Source organism: Mesorhizobium sp. M0816 (assembly GCF_040320005.1).
Taxonomy (GTDB): domain Bacteria; phylum Pseudomonadota; class Alphaproteobacteria; order Rhizobiales; family Rhizobiaceae; genus Mesorhizobium.
Genome location: NZ_JAMYOT010000010.1, coordinates 227,617 through 241,737, shown reverse-complemented (window position 1 = coordinate 241,737; position 14,121 = coordinate 227,617). Strand labels below are relative to the sequence as shown.

At 63.0% G+C, this 14,121-nt stretch carries 13 protein-coding genes; 9 read left to right on the top strand and 4 right to left on the bottom strand.

Going from position 1 to position 14,121, the window contains the following annotated elements; translation table 11 throughout:
* Positions 1-49 precede the first annotated feature (49 nt).
* From NKI17_RS18355 to NKI17_RS18340, 4 genes are all read left to right on the top strand, one after another.
* A complete protein-coding gene (locus tag NKI17_RS18355) occupies positions 50-928 on the top strand; it encodes an ABC transporter permease (RefSeq protein WP_352906486.1) in 879 nt (292 codons plus the stop codon).
* On the top strand, positions 925-2,061 hold the full coding sequence (locus NKI17_RS18350; RefSeq protein WP_031211556.1) for an ABC transporter permease: 1,137 nt from the start codon (positions 925-927) through the stop codon (positions 2,059-2,061). The genes NKI17_RS18355 and NKI17_RS18350 overlap by 4 nt, the downstream gene beginning before the upstream one ends.
* Positions 2,062-2,101: 40 nt before the next feature.
* Positions 2,102-3,073, top strand: coding sequence for an ABC transporter substrate-binding protein (locus tag NKI17_RS18345; protein WP_352571794.1), 972 nt, complete (start codon positions 2,102-2,104; stop codon positions 3,071-3,073).
* A 147-nt stretch (positions 3,074-3,220) separates the two neighbouring features.
* Positions 3,221-3,664, top strand: coding sequence for a CHRD domain-containing protein (locus NKI17_RS18340; RefSeq protein WP_352571795.1), 444 nt, complete (start codon positions 3,221-3,223; stop codon positions 3,662-3,664).
* Positions 3,665-3,704: 40 nt separating this feature from the next.
* Here NKI17_RS18340 and NKI17_RS18335 read toward each other — a convergent pair whose 3' ends face one another.
* From NKI17_RS18335 to NKI17_RS18325, 3 genes are all read right to left on the bottom strand, one after another.
* Positions 3,705-5,354, bottom strand: a complete 1,650-nt coding sequence (locus NKI17_RS18335; protein ID WP_352571796.1) for a thiamine pyrophosphate-binding protein — start codon at positions 5,352-5,354, stop codon at positions 3,705-3,707.
* Complete coding sequence (locus tag NKI17_RS18330) at positions 5,351-6,526, bottom strand: CaiB/BaiF CoA transferase family protein (protein WP_352571797.1); 1,176 nt, start codon at positions 6,524-6,526, stop codon at positions 5,351-5,353. The genes NKI17_RS18335 and NKI17_RS18330 overlap by 4 nt, the downstream gene beginning before the upstream one ends.
* A gap of 78 nt (positions 6,527-6,604) precedes the next feature.
* Positions 6,605-7,540, bottom strand: a complete 936-nt coding sequence (locus NKI17_RS18325; RefSeq protein ID WP_352571798.1) for an alpha/beta fold hydrolase — start codon at positions 7,538-7,540, stop codon at positions 6,605-6,607.
* 268 nt (positions 7,541-7,808) lie between these two features.
* Here NKI17_RS18325 and NKI17_RS18320 point away from each other — a divergent pair, with 268 nt between their 5' ends.
* From NKI17_RS18320 to NKI17_RS18305, 4 genes are all read left to right on the top strand, one after another.
* Positions 7,809-8,594, top strand: a complete 786-nt coding sequence (locus tag NKI17_RS18320; protein ID WP_352456203.1) for an alpha/beta fold hydrolase — start codon at positions 7,809-7,811, stop codon at positions 8,592-8,594.
* Positions 8,591-9,040 (top strand): MarR family winged helix-turn-helix transcriptional regulator, encoded by a 450-nt coding sequence (locus NKI17_RS18315; protein WP_352456202.1) that lies wholly within the window; start codon positions 8,591-8,593, stop codon positions 9,038-9,040. Before NKI17_RS18320 ends, NKI17_RS18315 begins: the two co-directional genes overlap by 4 nt.
* A gap of 121 nt (positions 9,041-9,161) precedes the next feature.
* Positions 9,162-10,175: a ribonuclease T2 family protein gene (locus NKI17_RS18310; protein ID WP_352571799.1), complete on the top strand. Its 1,014-nt coding sequence runs from the start codon at positions 9,162-9,164 to the stop codon at positions 10,173-10,175.
* Positions 10,176-10,248: 73 nt separating this feature from the next.
* Positions 10,249-10,863 (top strand): hypothetical protein, encoded by a 615-nt coding sequence (locus NKI17_RS18305; protein ID WP_156937311.1) that lies wholly within the window; start codon positions 10,249-10,251, stop codon positions 10,861-10,863.
* A gap of 27 nt (positions 10,864-10,890) precedes the next feature.
* On the opposite strand, the gene NKI17_RS18300 is transcribed toward NKI17_RS18305, so the two are convergent.
* Positions 10,891-12,186 (bottom strand): GGDEF domain-containing protein, encoded by a 1,296-nt coding sequence (locus NKI17_RS18300; protein WP_352571800.1) that lies wholly within the window; start codon positions 12,184-12,186, stop codon positions 10,891-10,893.
* Between the two features lie 241 nt (positions 12,187-12,427).
* On the opposite strand from NKI17_RS18300, the gene ettA reads away from it, so the two are divergent.
* Positions 12,428-14,077: an energy-dependent translational throttle protein EttA gene (gene ettA / locus NKI17_RS18295; protein WP_292659428.1), complete on the top strand. Its 1,650-nt coding sequence runs from the start codon at positions 12,428-12,430 to the stop codon at positions 14,075-14,077.
* Positions 14,078-14,121 lie beyond the last annotated feature (44 nt).

Sequence of the window (14,121 nt, the reverse complement as noted above, 5' to 3'; positions counted from 1 at the left end):
CCTCTCCCCGTTGGGGAGAGGAGGGCACCCATCCTGCGAGGCCTGCTAGATGGACTCGTTTCGCGACAAGATCGTTCCGGTGACCTCGATCCTTCTGGGCGTCGTCGTTGTCTGGTACGTCATGGCTGTCATCCTCAACGCGCCGTTCCAGCGCGATCTCGACCGCCGCGCCAATCAGACACCGGGTATTGTGGAATTCATCGGCAAGACGCTGGTACAGCCGAAGCCGACGCTGCCGGCGCCGCATCAGGTGGCGGTGAATTTTCTCGAAAACACCTTTCTGCGTAGCATCACCTCGAACCGCAGCCTTGTCTACAATGCCTGGGTGACGTTGTCGTCGACGCTGCTCGGCTTTGCTTTCGGCACGGCGCTCGGCATCGTCATCGCCGTCGGCATCGTGCATGTGGCGACGCTCGACCGCAGTCTGATGCCGTGGATCATCACCTCGCAGACCATTCCGATCCTGGCGGTGGCGCCGATGATCATTGTCGTGCTGGCGGCGGTCGGCATCACCGGGCTTATCCCGAAGGCGCTGATCTCGACCTATCTGTCGTTCTTCCCGGTGGCGGTCGGCATGGTGAAGGGACTGCGCTCGCCCGAGCTCACCCATCTCGACCTGATGCACACCTATAATGCCAGTGCCTCGCAGACCTTCTGGAAATTGCGCGTGCCGGCTTCGGTGCCGTTCCTGTTCACCTCGATGAAGGTGGCGGTGGCCGCCAGCCTGGTCGGCGCCATCGTCGGCGAGTTGCCGACCGGCGCCGTCGCCGGCATCGGCGCCAAATTGCTCGCCGGCGCCTATTACAGCCAGACCATCGACATCTGGTCGGCTCTGGTTGCCGGGTCGGTGGTCGCGGCGCTGCTGGTGATGGTCGTCGGCATCGCCGGGCGCCTTGTCGACCGCGCCATGGGCGGGAGGCCGGCATGAGCTCCATCCTGAGCCTTTCCTCAATCACGCCTCGATCCTGGCAGGGGTATGCCGCGCTTGTCCTGCTTGCCGGCGCGCTGCTTCTTTGGCCGCTCGTCAGTGCTACGCCCGGTTACGGCATGGCAACTACGGTTTTGATTTTCATTTTGCTGCTCGTGGCAATCGAGGCCGACAACTTTCCACCGATGATCGGGGTGGTGTTGCTGTTCCTTGGCGCGCACGGCGCAGCGTGGATGCTGCTCGCCGGCATAACCGGCAATGAGGGCAGCGCTCGCGCATCCTTCTATCTGCTGCTCGTCGCGGCGTGGTTTTTGGCCTGGCGCTGCGTAACGGTCCTGTCGTCGTTTCGCCCGACATCGCGCTGGGCGTCAACCGCCCTGCGCCTGATCATTCCGGCCATCTTCGGCGCCTGGATCCTGATCATCTGGGAGGCGGTGACGCGTGGTGCCGGCATTCCCTTCATCCTGTTGCCGCCGCCAAGCGCCATCGGTGCACGCATCGTCGGCTCGCTGCCGGTGCTGGGGGCCGATGTCAGGCAGACCATCTTCAAGGCGGTTATCTTCGGCTATGTGGCGGGGAGCAGCGCCGGCTTCCTCGTTGCCATCGCCGCCGACCGCGTGCCGTTCCTGCGGCGCGGGCTTTTGCCGATCGGCAATATGGTGTCGGCGCTGCCGATCATCGGCGTCGCGCCGATCATGGTCATGTGGTTCGGCTTCGACTGGCAGTCGAAGGCAGCGGTGGTCATCATCATGACCTTCTTCCCGATGCTGGTGAACACCGTCGCCGGGCTTGCCGCCTCCGGCCATATGGAGCGCGACCTGATGCGCACCTATGCCTCGAGCTACTGGCAGACGCTGTTCAAGCTGCGGCTGCCGGCGGCGGCACCCTTCATCTTCAATGCGTTGAAGATCAATTCGACGCTGGCGCTGATCGGCGCCATCGTCGCCGAGTTCTTCGGCACGCCGGTGGTCGGCATGGGATTCCGCATTTCGACGGAAGTCGGGCGGATGAACATCGACATGGTGTGGGCGGAAATCGCAGTTGCAGCACTTGCGGGTTCGGTCTTTTATGGCGTGGTCGCTCTTTTCGAGAGAGCAGTCACGTTTTGGCATCCCTCTGTCCGTGGTGGATAGGGGCGGTGGGTTTAGGGCGCTAACTTCAGAGGGTAAAAACATGAAAAGACTTGTTGTTTCGATGCTGGCCGGCGCGATGTCGCTTGCCGCGTTCCAGGCGTTGGCCGCGGACAAGGTGACGCTGCAGCTGAAATGGGTCACGCAGGCCCAGTTCGCCGGCTATTATGTCGCCAAGGCCAAGGGCTTCTATGAAGCCGAGGGCCTCGACGTCGACATCAAGCCCGGCGGACCGGACATTGCGCCCGAGCAGGTCATCGCCGGCGGCGGCGCCGACGTCATCGTCGACTGGATGGGCGGCGCGCTGGCTGCGCGCGAAAAGGGCGTGCCGCTGGTCAACATTGCCCAGCCGTTCAAGAAGGCCGGCATGGAGCTGGTCTGCCCGAAGGACGGCCCGGTCAAGACCGAAGCCGATTTCAAGGGCCACACGCTCGGCGTCTGGTTCTTCGGCAACGAGTATCCGTTCTATGCCTGGATGAACAAGCTTGGCCTCAAGACCGATGGCGGGCCGGACGGCGTCACCGTGCTCAAGCAGAGCTTTGACGTGCAGCCGCTGATCCAGAAGCAGGCGGATTGCATTTCGGTCATGACCTACAACGAGTACTGGCAGCTCATCGACGCCGGCTACAAGCCGGAAGAGCTGACCGTCTTCAACTATTCCGCCATGGGCAACGATCTCCTCGAAGACGGGCTCTATGCCCTGGAGGACAAGCTCAAGGATCCGGCCTTCGAGGACAAGATGGTGCGTTTCGTGCGCGCTTCGATGAAGGGTTGGAAATACGCCGTCGACAATTCCGACGAAGCGGCCGGCATCGTCATGGACAATGGCGGCCAGGACGAGAATCACCAGAAGCGCATGATGGGCGAAGTCGCCAAGCTGATCGACAATGCCGATGGCAAGCTCGATCCGGCGACCTACGAGCGCACCGCCAAGGCGCTGCTCGACCAGAAGATCATCAGCAAGGAGCCTACCGGCGCCTACACGACGGCGATCACCGACAAGGCCATCAAATAGGGCTGTCAAACTGGCTTGTAGCGGAAAAGGGGCGGGCGACCGCCCCTTTTTAGTGGGATGTAAAATGAACGTTACCGGCGGAAACATCCGCTCGCAAAATCGTTGTGCCGATGCATCCGCTTCAAAGGTGCCACAACGGAGGTTTCCATGCGCATCCAGTCCTTCACGCCGATGCTTTCGGCGCTGGCCATTTCTGCAACCATCTTCTCGGTGTCACCGGCTCTGGCCGAAACCGTAAAGATGACGGCGACGCTCAATGGCGCTGAGCAGAACCCGCCCGTCACCACGAAGGGCAAGGGCACCGCCACGCTCAGGTTCAACACCGCCACCAAGAAACTCAGCTGGACCGTGAGATATTCCGGCCTCAGCGGGCCGGCGAAGGCCGCACACATTCACGGCCCGGCGGCAAAGGGTCAAAACGCCGATCCAGTGGTGCCGTTCGAAGGCAAGCTGAAGAGCCCGATCAAGGGTTCGGCGACATTGACTGATGCCCAGGCCACCGATCTTGAGGCTGGCAAATATTACGTCAACATCCACACCGCGGCCCACGCGGACGGCGAGATCCGCGGCCAGATCGAGAAGGCCAAATAGGCAGATCACGACGACAAAACAGGGCAATCATCCTGTTTTGTCAGGCCTTGTCGCGAATCTGGGTCATCGTGCGGGTCGGCGTGATGGCTTCAGGGTCGAGCCTGATCTCTACGATCGACGGCTTGCCGCTGGCCCGCGCTCGCTCGAAGGCCGCGGCGAAGTCGGCGGTCTTTTCCACCGTCTCGCCATGGCCGCCATAGGCACGGGCCAAAGCAGCAAAGTCGGGATTCTTCAAGTCCGTGGCGACGACACGGCCGGGATATTCGCGCTCCTGATGCATGCGGATGGTGCCGTAGATGCCATTGTTGACGACGATGACGATGATCGGCAGCCCGTATTGCACGGCGGTGGCGAATTCCTGGCCGTTCATCAGGAAACAGCCGTCGCCGGCGAAGGCGATCACGTCGCGGTCTGGGAAAAGCTGCTTGGCGGCGACCGCCGCCGGCGTGCCGTAGCCCATCGAGCCGGATGTGGGTGCTGCCTGCGTGCCGAAACGCCGGAAGCGATGGTAGCGATGCACCCAGGTGGCGTAGTTGCCGGCGCCGTTGGCGAGGATGGCGTCGTCCGGCAGAATCGTTTCGAGATAATTCATGATCGGCCCCATCTGGACGGCGCCGGGGCCGCTCTCCGGAGGCGTCGACCAGTCGAGATAGGCGGCGTGCAGCTTCGCTGCCTCAGCCGCCCACACCGGCGTTGCGGCCGGCTTGCGTCTGGCAAAGGCTTCGACGAAAGCGGCAGGCGAGGCATTGATCGCCAGCGCCGGCCGGTAGACGCGGCCGAGTTCGCCGGCGTCGGCATGGATATGGACCAGCGTCTGGTCGGGGTAGGGACTCTTCAGCAGCGTGTAGTCGGATGACGGCATCTCGCCCATGCGGCCGCCGATCAGCAGCACAAGGTCGGCCTGCTTGATGGCGGTTGCTACCTTGGGATTGATGCCGATGCCGACATCGCCGGCATAGTTCGGGTGGAGATGGTCGAACAGCATCTGGCGCCGGAAGGAGCAGCCGACCGGCAGCGACCAGGCTTCGGCTATCGTCCGCATCCGTGCAACGGCCTGCGCGTCCCAGCGCGTACCGCCGAGGATGACGAAGGGCCGCTTTGCCTTGTTGAGCAACACTTCCAGTGCGTCGAGCTCGGCTTCGCCGGGCTGCGTCTCGACAGGGGTGTAATGCCGGGCGTCCGGTGCCTCGGCGAGGCTGGTCAGCATGTCCTCGGGCAGCGAGATGACGACCGGGCCCGGGCGACCGGACGTCGCCACCGCAAAGGCGCGTGTGACGAATTCGGGTATGCGTGCGGCGTCGTCGATCTCGACCACCCATTTGGCGATATCGCCGAAGAACCTGACGTAGTCGACCTCCTGGAAGGCCTCGCGCCCCTTGGCGTGGCTGGCGACCTGGCCAATGAACAGGATGAGGGGGACTGAATCCTGCATCGCGATGTGGATGCCGGCCGAGGCATTGGTGGCGCCTGGGCCACGGGTGACGAAGCAGATGCCGGGCCTGCCGGTTAGGCGGCCATGGCAGTCGGCCATCATTGCGGCACCGCCCTCCTGGCGGCAGACGATTGTGCGGATCGGTGAATCATGCAGCGCGTCGAGCACCGCCAGATAGGATTCGCCAGGTACGCAATAGATACGGTCCGTTCCGTTGGCTTCGAGCGCATCGACGATGAGTTGTCCGCCGGTCTTCATTTTCCTGACCTCTCCAGTTCGGCAAGGATTTCTTCGGTGTGTTCGCCGAGACGCGGCGACGGGCGCTCATAGACCAGTGGCGTGCCGGACATGACCATCGGCGCCCGCACCGAGGGCAAGAGATTGCCATGGCCGTCATCGAGGTCGAGCCGCATGCCGCGCGCTATGGTCTGCGGGTCGGCAAACATCTGGCCGATGTTGTTGATCGGGCTGGCCGGCACTCCGGCAGTCTCAAGTCTGGCCAGCAACGGGTCGCGATCGAAGGCTTTCAGCGCCTCGATCATATGCTCGCGCAGCTTTGCCCGGTTGGCGACGCGGGCGGGATTGGTGGCGAAGTCAGGGTTCGACGCCAGCTCGTCGAGGCCGACGGCAGCGCAGAACTTTGCGAACTGGCCGTCATTGCCGACCGCCAGGATGATGTGGCCATTTTTCACCGGCACCACTTCGTAGGGCGCGATGTTCATATGCGCATTGCCCATCTGCACCGGCGACTGTCCGGAGACGAGATAGTTGAGGTTCTGGTTGCCGAGCGTCGAGATCTGGGTGTCGTAGAGCGCCATGTCGATATGCTGGCCTTCGCCGGTCTTCTCGGCATGGCGAAGCGCCGCCTGGATGGCGATGACCGAATAAAGCCCGGTGAAAACATCCGATATAGCGACGCCCGCCTTTTGCGGTTCGCGGCCGGCTTCGCCGGTGATCGACATCATGCCGGCCATGCCCTGGATGATGAAATCATAGCCGGCACGCGGCGCATACGGTCCCGACTGGCCAAAACCGGTGATCGAGCAATAGATCAGCCGCGAGTTGATTTTCCTCAGGCTGTCATAGTCGAGGCCGTATTTCTTCAGTCCGCCGACTTTGAAGTTTTCGATCAGCACATCCGATGTCGCGACCAGCCGGCGCACCGTCTCGGCACCCTCGGGCGTCGAGAAGTCGATGGCGATGGAGCGCTTGCCGCGGTTGCAGGAATGGTAATAAGCGGCCGAAAGGTTCTCGCCGTCATGGCCGATGACGAAGGGCGGTCCCCATTTGCGGGTGTCGTCGCCGCCGTCCGGGCTCTCGACCTTGATCACGTCGGCGCCGAGGTCGGCAAGCAGCTGTCCGGCCCATGGCCCGGCGAGGATGCGTGCGAGTTCGATGACGCGGATGCCTTTGAGCGGAGGCTCAGTCATGGATCACCGTGGTTGATCGAAAGCGCAGCCTCTATCAATCCCGCGCGCCGCTGTCACGGCCCTTGCAATGGGCCAGTATCACTGTGCCCTCAGCACGCGGTCGGCCCAGGCGGCAAAATCCTCCATGATGATGTCTCGGTTGATCTCGTTCAGGCTTTCGTGGCGGGTTTTGGCGTAAACCTTTGAAACGAGATTCGAAAAACCCATCATGTGCATCCGGCCGGCAAGATGGCTGACCGCCTTGCCGCCGTCCGAGGCCGGATCTTGCTCGCCTCCGACCAGATTGACGAACAGGTCGCGCCGCACGCCGGAAAAATTGCGGTCGCTGCCGCAATGCAGCGTCATCATGACGATGTCCTGCCACATCGACACCGACGCGTCCCAGCCGCAAAGCGGGTCGGCGATGTATTTCTCGACTTCAACGGCATCGCGCGACAGCCAGTCGAACGGCGTCCGGTGATTGGGCACCGCCTTGCCCCAGGCCCGGAACGTCAGCCGGGGCAGCAGGCGCGACGGCACGTCTGAGCCAAGCCGGAACTTTTCCCAACCAAGCATGGCCAGCGCGATTTGGCCGAGCAGTCCGGCCGAGAAATTGCCGTTCCAGATCGCGGCGGCATGGATGCGCGCCGAGTGGCGGAGGACAAAGTTCAGCGCGATCGACGCGCCCAAGGAGTGGCCGAAGACGATGACCGGCAGGCCAGGTTGTTCCCTGGCGATGAGATCATGGACGGCGGCGACATCGGCGATGACCTTGGCACCGCCATCCGCATCGGCGAACCTGCCAGGTGGTGCGTCGGGCGCCTTGGTGGCGCCGTGGCCACGGTGGTCGTGCGCGTAGACCTGGTAGCCGCGCTCGCCAAGGAAATCGGCGAAACGGGCATAGCGCGCCGCGTGCTCGGCCAACCCGTGATTGACCTGGACAATGGCGCGCGGTTGGCCGATGGCGTGTTTCACATAAAGGTTGAGCTCGGCGCCGGTCGGCGATGCCAGCATCCTCTGCTTGTCAAATGGCATGTCTCGCTCCCGTCGGCGACTGTTGGGCGACGCAGCGATCGACGTCAAGGGACGTAGGGTACCCATTCGACGGTAGTTGACAGCATGCTGTCAATGTGACTACATGACAGCATACTGTCAAATGGTCAGCGGCAGATTGGGGGTATGACTATGAAAACCACCGGGGCCATTTCGCGGCGTGCAATCTTGCTGGCGGGCTTCGCCTTCACGACGGCCACCCTGTTGTCAGGGATTGCTGCGTTCAGTCAGGAAACCAGGGAGATGATCCATGATGACGTCCACTGTTCCAGGCCCGCAAGGCCAGCTTGCCACTTATAGGATCAACGCCGGCAATGGCCTGCCGATCATGTTCCTGCATGGAGATTGCAGCCGCGCTTCCCACTGGGACCGGGTGATGCAGCTCTCCGTCGAAGGCCGCGAGGCGGTAGCCTTCGATTTTCGCGGTCATGGCGCCTCCGCGCCGGCGCAGGACGGTGACTATGGTTATGACGGTCGTGCAATGGATGTCGGTGCCGTGGCCGACGCGTTTGGCCTGAAGCGGTTTCTCATTGTCGCGCACAGCGGCGGCGGTGGCGTGGCGCTCGCTTATGCCGCCAGCCATGCCGACCGGGTCGCCGGTGTCTTGCTCGTCGACCCGGCGACCGATCCTCGTGCGCTGCCGCAGGCGATTCGTGACGGCTTTGTCCGCGATCTGGCCGGTCCGCAAGGCCGTGATGTCCTGAACGCCTATTACACGTCGATTGCCGGCCCTAACGCGGCTGTTCGCCAGCGTGTTCTGGCCGATGCGGCAGTGGTCGATCCGGCGGCGAGGGCAGGTGTCGGCAAGGCACTGGCCGAATGGAACCCGGAGCCGGCACTCGATGCGTATCGCGGGCCTATGTTCGTATTGGCTACCGAGGCCAGTGACACTCCAGCCGCGCTCTATCGGCTGCGCACGGACATTCCGCGCCAGATCGTGGCGGGCAGCGGCCATTGGGTGATGCTTGACAAGCCGGAGGTCGTAGCCGAAGCCGTTAATAATTTCGTCGCGACCATCGAGGCCGGCCAGAAATGACGACCAGGACCGAAGCGGCAAATGTGCTCACCGAACTGGTGCTTGCCGTGTTCAGGATGAACGGCAGTTTTCTGGATGCGGCCGAGCGGCTGGCCGCTCCAACCGGGCTGACGGCAGCGCGCTGGCAGGTTTTGGGTGCAGTTTTGAAGGAGCCGAAATCTGTGGCCGACATCGCCCGCGACATGGGTCTCGCCCGTCAGAGTGTACAGCGGCTGGCCGACATACTGGCTGCGGAGGGGCTTGCCGCCTACGCCGACAACCCGGCGCATCGCCGCGCCAAGCTGTTGTCGATAACCGATGCCGGCCGGGCAGCGGTCAAGAATATCGGCACACGCCAGCATGTTTGGGCGAACCGTGTTTCGGAGGGTATGGACGCCGACGCGCTGAAAGCCTCGCTTGATCTGCTGCGCACCCTGACGGAACGGGTGGAGGCGGGCGGATCCTGATCGACCGCGCGGGAGCCGTCTCAATGCGCTGGCGATTGTTTTTACGGCCGGGCGAAAGAAATCGTAATTCTGACATGTCGCAAGTTTCTAGCTTGCGGCGTGAATCACGAGGAGTGCCGGAATGCGGATTTGGGCGATATGGGGGGCGGTGTTTCTTGCGTTTGCTGGCGCAAGCGCGGCGCGCGCCGATGTGAAGATGACCGGCTCTTTCGTCGCCGATGCCGCCTGTCCGGCAACGCAGGCGATCAAGAGCGGCAAGAATCCCGGCAATGTCTCGACCGCGGCTGGTCAGAGTTATGATCTGCTGGCCGGCAACAAGGACGCGCCCACGCACTATCTCATTCGCGTGCCGGGCGCCGATCCGGAGCGCCGCTGGGTTAAGATCAGCTGCGGTCGTGTTTCGGGCGGCAGCGCGTCGACGATGCCGGCTGCACCGGCGCCTGCCGAGCCGAACAAGCCATCGGCGTCCGGAAAGCCGGAATATGTCTTCGCGCTGAGCTGGCAGCCGGCTTTCTGCGAGACCAAATCCAGCAAGGCCGAATGCCGTGCGCAGACCGCCGCCGGTTTCGAGGCGACCCACTTCACCTTGCATGGGTTGTGGCCGCAGCCGAACGGAAATTTCTATTGCCAGGTCGCCGCAAGCGACAAGGCGAACGACGATCCGGCGCACTGGCGAGACTTGCCGCCGGTCACCCTTGACCCGAAAACGCGAGCGGAACTCGACCAGGTGATGCCGGGCACCGCATCCGCCCTCGAAAGGCATGAATGGATCAAGCACGGCACCTGCTACGGCAAGAGCCAGCAGGAGTATTTCGCCGTCGCTTTGAACCTGATGCGCGCGATGAATGCGTCGCCGGTGCGCGATCTCTTCATCAAGAACATCGGCAAGCAACTGACATCCGATCAGATCCGCAGCACCTTCGACAGTGCCTTCGGCAAAGGCGCGGGCGACCGGGTCCGCGTGTCCTGCGTGGTCGATCCTTCGAACGGCAGGCGGCTGATCGGCGAACTGACGCTCGGCCTGACCGGCCCGATCGCTTCGAACGCTTCGCTCGGTGCCCTGCTGCTTGCCTCGGCGCCGACAGCCAAGGCTGGCTGCCCGAAGGGCGCGGTCGATGCCGTCGGGTTCCAGTAAACAGGCCGTACGCGACTGTCGCTTTGCACCGGGGATGGTATGATCCCGGGGGCATCATTCATAGGGGGTGGCGATGAGTGGTATGACGGGCGGCGCGCTGGCGCGGCTGGCGTTCTGGGCCAAGGGCATGACGGCGATCCGCGACGGCCATATGGAGTGGCCGGGCTTTTCCTACACCGAAGTGGAGTGGGCGCGCATGACCACGCTCGCCAAACCCGTCGGCGGCGGCACCTACCAATTGTTCACGCTGGTCAACGCGGCGATCTTCATCGCCATTGCCGCGCTCGGGATATTCTGTGTCTTCCTGCCGCTGGCGGCGCTGCTGTTCCCGGTACCGGCCGAAACCAGTGCGATCAAGTTTTCGCTGCTCCTGGCGGCATGCGCCTTCCTGATCATCGGCATCGGCCTGCCGATTTCGCTGCGTCTTTCGACCACGCTGGTGGCGCCGAAGGCAATGCGGGCCGCGCTTGTCGCCGTGCCCGGCGACCAGGCGCTTGCGGCAAAAGTGTCATGGCAGATCAACCGGATCACGCTCGTGCTCTGCGGCCTGCTGGTACCGGGCATTCTTCTGTTCATTGCCTACGACATCGAAGCCGGCCCGATTATTACCGCGTTGAAATGGCTGGCGATCGCGCTGATGGCGGTTTCGGTTGCGATCGGCGGATGGCAGCGGCGCAAACAATCCTGATTGAGCCAATCGCAGGCCTGGGCAGCGTTACGCGCCGGCGCTGCGCTCCGGCCTGGTCCATGTGTTGCGGGCGTCTGCTTCGTTGCCGCCCGGTTCGCCGACAACGCGATCGCGTCCCGTGGATTTGGCCTTGTAGAGACGCTGGTCGGCCAGCGCAAAGAGATCGGCAAGGCAACGGGTCGTCTCGCTGACCGTCGAGATGCCGGCGCTGACGGTAATGTCGAACCGGCTGGTGCTCGCGGACGTCTTGACCGCTTGCCTGACGGTTTCGCCCAGCAGTCTGGCGAGCGGCTGCGGACGCCAGCCGAGGATGGCGAATTCCTCACCGCCGATCCTGAACAATTGATCTTCGGTCCCGACAAGTTCGCCAAGCAAAATTGCCAGGGCTTTCAGCACCTTGTCTCCCTCGGCGTGGCCGAAGCGGTCGTTGATCGATTTGAAGTGGTCGACATCGATGATCAGCAGGCTGAGCGCCCTGGCGGTCCGCAGGCTGGCGGCGACGGCGGCCTCGCCATCGCTGTCGAAGCGCCCCCTGTGCAGGAGGCCGGTGAGGCCGTCGCGACCGACATGCTCGACCAGCGCCTCATAGCGCTCGCGATAGGTCAGCGTGTCGAAAATGTCGGAAAGCCCGCGCGCCGCCGGCACCTGCCGCGCCTCGAACCACCTGATATAGCCGACCAGCATGGTGCTGTAGACCAGGGCCGCTGCCATCTTGGCGAACCAGCCGCCGAAGAACACCGCGACCGGCGCGCCGGTGACGAAATGCAGCGCCGTGAAAAAGCCTGCCTGGTCGAAGGTGAGCACGCAGGCGACGGAGACCAGGATGCGGGTGAAAAGCGCCTTGCGCAGATATTTGCCGAGCTTTTCATAGAGCAGAATGATCAGGATGGCGTCGACGAACAGCAGCGTCGTGCCCCACACCATCAGCCAGCCCATCTCGTCGATGAAGCCGATGTCGGGAAGCTTGCCGTCGGGCAGCGGTGCGATGTCGTGCAGGCGCAGGATCAGCACGAGCCCGATCATCAGGGCATTGCCGAGCAGCAGGCCATAAATCGGCTGCCGGACCGTTGCCGCGTCCTCCTTGATGTAGAGCAGGAGCAGCATGACCAGCTTGCCGGAAAACAGCACGGCCGAACCCGGCGATACCATGCCGAACGGCAGCGCGACGTAGAAGACGCTGGCGAGATAGGTTTCCAGGAAATGCATGACGCCAAGGGCGCAAACAAAGACGCCGAGGCCGATGCGGCCCCTGAACCGGAAAAGCGTGACCATGATGCCGAAATAGAGAACCGCTTCGGCAAAAAGCAGGAAACTGTTCAACACGGCCCGATCTCTCTCCCCGAAATCGCGGCTGCCAGCGATTTCCCATCCAACATTGTTTGACGCGGAATGGTTAACCGGAGCTTTCGCCTGGGCGCCGGCACGAAATGAAGCGGCTAAGCGTTTGTGGGTGCGACCAAATCCGCTTGGGGCCAAAACTGTTTGCCGTTCGCGGCCGCATCGCTTACATAGCCCCCAACTTCCATTCAATCCGACATCAGTCGACTTTTCAGGGAAAGCGCGCGTGGCACGCCAGTTCATCTATCACATGGCCGGCCTCAACAAGGCCTACGGCACCAAGAAGGTGCTCGAGAACATTCATCTGTCCTTCTATCCGGACGCCAAGATCGGCATCCTCGGTCCCAACGGCGCCGGCAAGTCGACGATCCTCAAGATCATGGCCGGCATCGACAAGGAGTGGAGCGGCGAGGCCTGGCTGGCCGAGGGTGCTACCGTCGGTTACCTGGCGCAGGAGCCGGCGCTCGATCCGAACAAGAACGTGTTCGAAAACGTCATGGAAGGCGTCGCCGCCAAGACCGCCATCATCGAGCGCTACAACGAATTGATGATGAACTATTCCGACGAGACGGCGGACGAGTCGGCCAAGCTGCAGGACGAGATGGACCGGCTCAACCTCTGGGATCTCGAACAGCAGGTCGAGATGGCGATGGAGGCACTCGGCTGCCCGCCCAAGGAGGCCGATGTCACCAAGCTGTCGGGCGGCGAACGCCGTCGCGTCGCGCTTTGCCAGCTTTTGCTGCGCCAGCCCGACCTTCTGCTGCTCGACGAGCCGACCAACCATCTCGACGCCGAGACGACGGCGTGGCTGGAAAAGCATCTGCGGGCCTATCCGGGCGCGGTGATGATCATCACCCACGATCGCTACTTCCTCGACAATGTCACCGGCTGGATCCTCGAGCTCGATCGCGGCCGCGGTATCCCGTACGAAGGCAACTACACCAAATATCTCGAAGCCAAGGCCAAGCGGCTCAAGCAGGAAGGCCGCGAGGACGATGCGCGCCAGCGGGCGATCGGCCGCGAGCGCGAGTGGATCCAGTCCAGCCCGAAAGCCCGGCAGACCAAGTCGAAAGCCCGTATCCAGGCGTTCCAGGATCTGCTGGACGCAGCCGACAAGCGGCGTCCGAGCGACACCCAGATCGTCATTCCGCATGGCGAGCGGCTCGGCAATGTGGTGATCGAGGTCGAGGGCTTGTCGAAGGGCTTTGGCGACACGCTTTTGATCGACGATCTCGAATTCAAGCTGCCGCCCGGCGGCATCGTCGGCGTCATCGGCCCGAACGGCGCCGGCAAGACGACGCTGTTCCGCATGATCACCGGCCAGGAAAAGCCCGATGCCGGCACCATCCGCGTCGGCGAGACGGTCAAGCTCGGTTATGTCGACCAGAGCCGCGACGCGCTCGACCCGACCAAGACGGTCTGGGAAGAGATCTCGGGCGGCGCCGAAGTGGTCAAGCTCGGCAAGTTCGAAGCCAACACCCGCGCCTATTGCGCGTCGTTCAATTTCCGCGGCGGCGACCAGCAGCAGAAGGTCGGCAACCTGTCCGGCGGCCAGCGCAACCGCGTGCATCTGGCCAAGATGCTGAAGACCGGCGGCAATGTGCTGCTGCTCGACGAACCGACCAACGATCTCGATACCGAAACGCTGGCTGCACTTGAAGACGCGCTCGAGAGCTTCGCCGGCTGCGCCGTCATCATCTCGCACGATCGCATGTTCCTCGATCGCCTGGCGACGCACATCCTCGCCTTCGAGGGCGACAGCCACGTCGAATGGTTCGAAGGCAATTTCGAGGATTACGAGCAGGACAAGATCCGCCGCCTCGGCCCGGACGCGGTCAATCCGCACCGCATGACGTATAAGCGGCTGACGCGGTAAGACATTTACAGGGCGGCGAATTCTCAAATGATCTGAGGAACCAA